This window comes from Clostridium paraputrificum, from assembly GCF_900447045.1.
In the GTDB taxonomy this organism is placed as follows: Bacteria; Bacillota; Clostridia; order Clostridiales; family Clostridiaceae; genus Clostridium; species Clostridium paraputrificum.
Map to the genome: position 1 here is coordinate 1 of NZ_UAWH01000010.1, position 3,521 is coordinate 3,521.

The following is a 3,521-nucleotide window of genomic DNA, read 5'->3' on the forward strand; positions in this document are numbered from 1 at the left end:
TTACTTTCATATTTTTCTCCAATCTTTCATTATCAATTATCATAATAGTTTATTTGAAAACAGATGTAAACTTATTTATTTTCCTAAAGCAACCTCATTTAAGTTATTGCCACTTAAAACAAGTATATCATTTTCTAAAATCTCAGTAGATCCCTTTGGTACAATAACTTGGCCATTTCTTTTTATCATTACTATTAATATATCATCTGGAATTTCTGCATCCATAATTGTTTTGTTCATCCACTTACTACTTCTAGACACATTATATTCTAAAAGCATTGTTGATTTATCTTCCTGATAGTCATTAAATGTTTTTAAAAACTGTTGTGTCATTATCAACAAGATCTAATTTTGTGCTACCTTTGGTAAAAGAGTACCTTGAACAGACACTGAAATTAGCGCTATGAAAAATATTATATGAAAAATATCATTTTCTATAGGCACACCAGAAGTAATTGCAAAAATAGCAAAAACTATTGATGCAGCACCTCTTAACCCTACCCAAGAAATAAGTATTTGTTCTTTAATAGGAGTTTTAAATCCCCTAAGAATAAAATGTGTAGCTATTGGTCTTGCATAAAAATCATAAATATAGAAATGATGATTGAAACTCCAATAACCTCAGGTAATCTTGATGGGAAAGATAATAATCCCAACATAAAGAATAACATTATTGCATTATCCATGATATTCCGTCAAAGAAAACAACCAAACTCTTTTTATGAGGAATCTTACTATTACCAAGTATTATTCCCGAAATATATACACTTAAGTAGCCGTTACCCCCTATAAATTCACTTAATGCATAGGCTAAAATAGCTATCGCAATAATAAATATACTATAAAAACCTTCAAGTTCAAAGTTAGCCCTTCTTATTATAAAAACTGTAGCTTTAGCAAGAACAACTCCAAGGAGTATTCCAAATATAACTTGCTTTAATATCATAGGAACTATACTCCAACTTAAGCCACTAGACATTATCATTATAATACTTAGTGTCATCATATATGCAATTGGGTCATTACTTCCACTTTCTACTTCTAATAATGATGCAATTTCACTTTTTAAATTTAATTTCTGTGATCTTAAAATAGTAAAGACTGAAGCGGCATCTGTAGATCCAACGATTGAACCTATAAGTAGTCCTTCTAAAAGACTTGTATTTAGAATAAAATAACAAAACACTCCTGTTAGTAACGATGTTATTATTACCCCAAAGGTAGACATGAGTATTGATTGATTGGCTACTGGTTTAGCCATTTTCCAGTTGGTACCGAAGCCTCCGTAGAACATTATAAAAACTAGTGCAATAGAACACAGTTTACTAGTTAAATCATAATTATCAAAATATATTCCTACTATTCCATCAGAACCAAACAACATTCCAAGAACTATGAATATAAGAAGCATTGGGACTCCAAATTGTATAACATCTTACTAGATGTTATGCAGATTAGTAATACTAATCCACTTATAATCATTAATTCAACCATATTACCTCCTTATGATATTATTTTCATTATTATTATACAAAAAAATTCTCTTATATATATTCATTTTTAGCAATATGTTTACATTATTCATATAAATATAAATTAATTGTTAAATAATTTCAAAAAATTTAGAGTACAGACTTCTCTGTACTCTTATATACTTTGTTTATTAACAAATTTTTTCTACAGCTATTGCAGAAACTTGAGCACTCACACTTGTTCCAGCTTGAATTAAAGTAGCATTAGATATTTCTACTGTATAAGTGCAGCATCCACAACATTCTCCACTATCGCACATTTGGAATTCAAAAGTTTTACCAGAGCTTCTTATAAATGGTAATAAACCTGGGATAGAGACAAAGAAGATAGTTTCTTATTTACCTGAGAGAACTTATCTTGCTGATTGGATGAAGGTATCTGATATAATTAACTTTTTTAAAGATTTTTATGAAGATTTTAATGTTGAGAAAGCTTATGATATGCTATCTAAGTTGAATATTAATGCTAATGATAAGTTAAAGACAATGTCAAAAGGGACTAAGGAAAAGGTTCAGCTAATACTAGTTATGAGCAGAGAAGCAGAACTTTACTTTTTAGACGAACCAATAGCAGGGGTTGACCCAGCTGCTAGAGATTATATATTAAATACTATTATTTCAAATTATAATGAAAATGCAACAGTAGTTATATCAACTCACTTAATATCTGATATTGAACAGATTTTAGATGATGTAATTTTTATTTCATATGGAAAGATATATTTATCTAAGAGTGTTGATGAGATAAGGGAAGAAGAAGGTAAGAGTGTAGATGCCTTATTTAGGGAGGTGTTTAGATGTTAGGAAAGTTATTAAAGTATGAATTTAAAGCAACTGGAAGATTAGTACTTCCTTTATATGGAGCATTATTAGTATTTGCTCTAATAAATAAGATTTTCCTTGAAACAGAAATAGGCTTTGGTAGAGCATCAGGAACTATCGGAAATATAGCATCTCTTATAACTATGTTTGTATATGGATGCATAATGGCAGCAGTATTTATAGTGACATTTTTTATAGTGCTACAAAGATATTATAAAAATCTTTTAGGAGATGAAGGTTATTTAATGAATACTCTTCCAGTTCCTGTATCTAAAATATATGTAGCAAATTAATTGTTGGTATAGTATGGAATATTTTAAGCGTTATTGTTGCAGTTATATCGATAGTAATTTTAGCCTATTACCCAGGTATGATTGGTAATGCTTTTGAGTTTATGGGAGAAGTATGGAGAGTTGGAATAAGTGAGTTTGGATTTAGAATTCCTTTAGTAATATTGAAATTATAGTATTAGGTATTTTGTCTTGTGCCTCTTCAACTTTATTACTTTATTCATCTATGTCAATTGGACATTTAGCAAACAAGAGAAAAATACTTTGTTCATTTGGAGCATTTATAGGAATAAGTATGATAACAAGCTTTGTTACATCAGTATTTAATACATCATTGATAAGTTACAATTATGGTTTCTAATTTATGGAGTTTCAATGGATTCTATTAAAAGTAGCAGCTAATTTAATTATTACTTCTGCAATATATTTTGTTATATCTAGCTATATTATGAAAAATAAATTAAATTTAGAGTAGTGTTTAAGATAGTATATCAATATGATTTTTGATATACTATTTTTTTATGCCATAGTAAAATATAAAATGATAAATAAATTAAGTACTATTTACAAATACTTATTTTAGGTAGCTTAAGGAGTGTACAAAAGATGATGTCAGATATGATTAAAAAATGGGATGAAGATATTTTATATTTAATAAACAAATATTGCAGAAATAGATTTTTAGATAAGGTTATGCCATTTGTAACATCTCTAGGGAACTTAGGGATGTTATGGATTATTCTTGCTATATTAATGATTAGGAAAGTAGATTATAGAAGAGTTGGCATTATAGTATTGGTAACATTAGCTTTTACAACAATTATGGGGGAAGGAATAGTAAAGCATATTGTCAAAGAAAAAGACCATTCATAGGCAA

Annotated in this window: 3 protein-coding genes and 2 pseudogenes; 3 read left to right on the top strand and 2 right to left on the bottom strand. The window is 28.3% G+C overall.

Going from position 1 to position 3,521, the window contains the following annotated elements; all coding sequences use genetic code 11:
- Positions 1 to 75: 75 nt before the first annotated feature.
- Positions 76 to 1,494, bottom strand: a pseudogene (locus tag DR024_RS04875) (potassium/proton antiporter).
- Positions 1,495 to 1,663: 169 nt separating this feature from the next.
- Positions 1,664 to 1,861: a hypothetical protein gene (locus DR024_RS04880; RefSeq protein WP_423236500.1), complete on the bottom strand. Its 198-nt coding sequence runs from the start codon at positions 1,859 to 1,861 to the stop codon at positions 1,664 to 1,666.
- Here DR024_RS04880 and DR024_RS04885 point away from each other — a divergent pair.
- The 3 genes and pseudogenes from DR024_RS04885 to DR024_RS04895 form a co-directional block, all read left to right on the top strand.
- A pseudogene (locus tag DR024_RS04885) lies at positions 1,815 to 2,336 on the top strand (AAA family ATPase); the annotation flags it as partial. The gene DR024_RS04880 and the pseudogene DR024_RS04885 sit on opposite strands and share 47 nt — an antisense overlap.
- Positions 2,330 to 2,647, top strand: a complete 318-nt coding sequence (locus DR024_RS04890) for a hypothetical protein (protein WP_111918266.1) — start codon at positions 2,330 to 2,332, stop codon at positions 2,645 to 2,647. The pseudogene DR024_RS04885 and the gene DR024_RS04890, both read left to right, overlap by 7 nt.
- Positions 2,648 to 3,250: 603 nt before the next feature.
- Positions 3,251 to 3,517 (top strand): hypothetical protein, encoded by a 267-nt coding sequence (locus tag DR024_RS04895; RefSeq protein ID WP_111918268.1) that lies wholly within the window; start codon positions 3,251 to 3,253, stop codon positions 3,515 to 3,517.
- Positions 3,518 to 3,521: the final 4 nt, after the last annotated feature.

Bases quoted from the DNA above. Each gene is read 5' to 3' on its own strand.
- DR024_RS04890 (WP_111918266.1), top strand. From the start codon at position 2,330: ATGTTAGGAAAGTTATTAAAGTATGAATTTAAAGCAACTGGAAGATTA.
- DR024_RS04895 (WP_111918268.1), top strand. From the start codon at position 3,251: ATGATGTCAGATATGATTAAAAAATGGGATGAAGATATTTTATATTTA.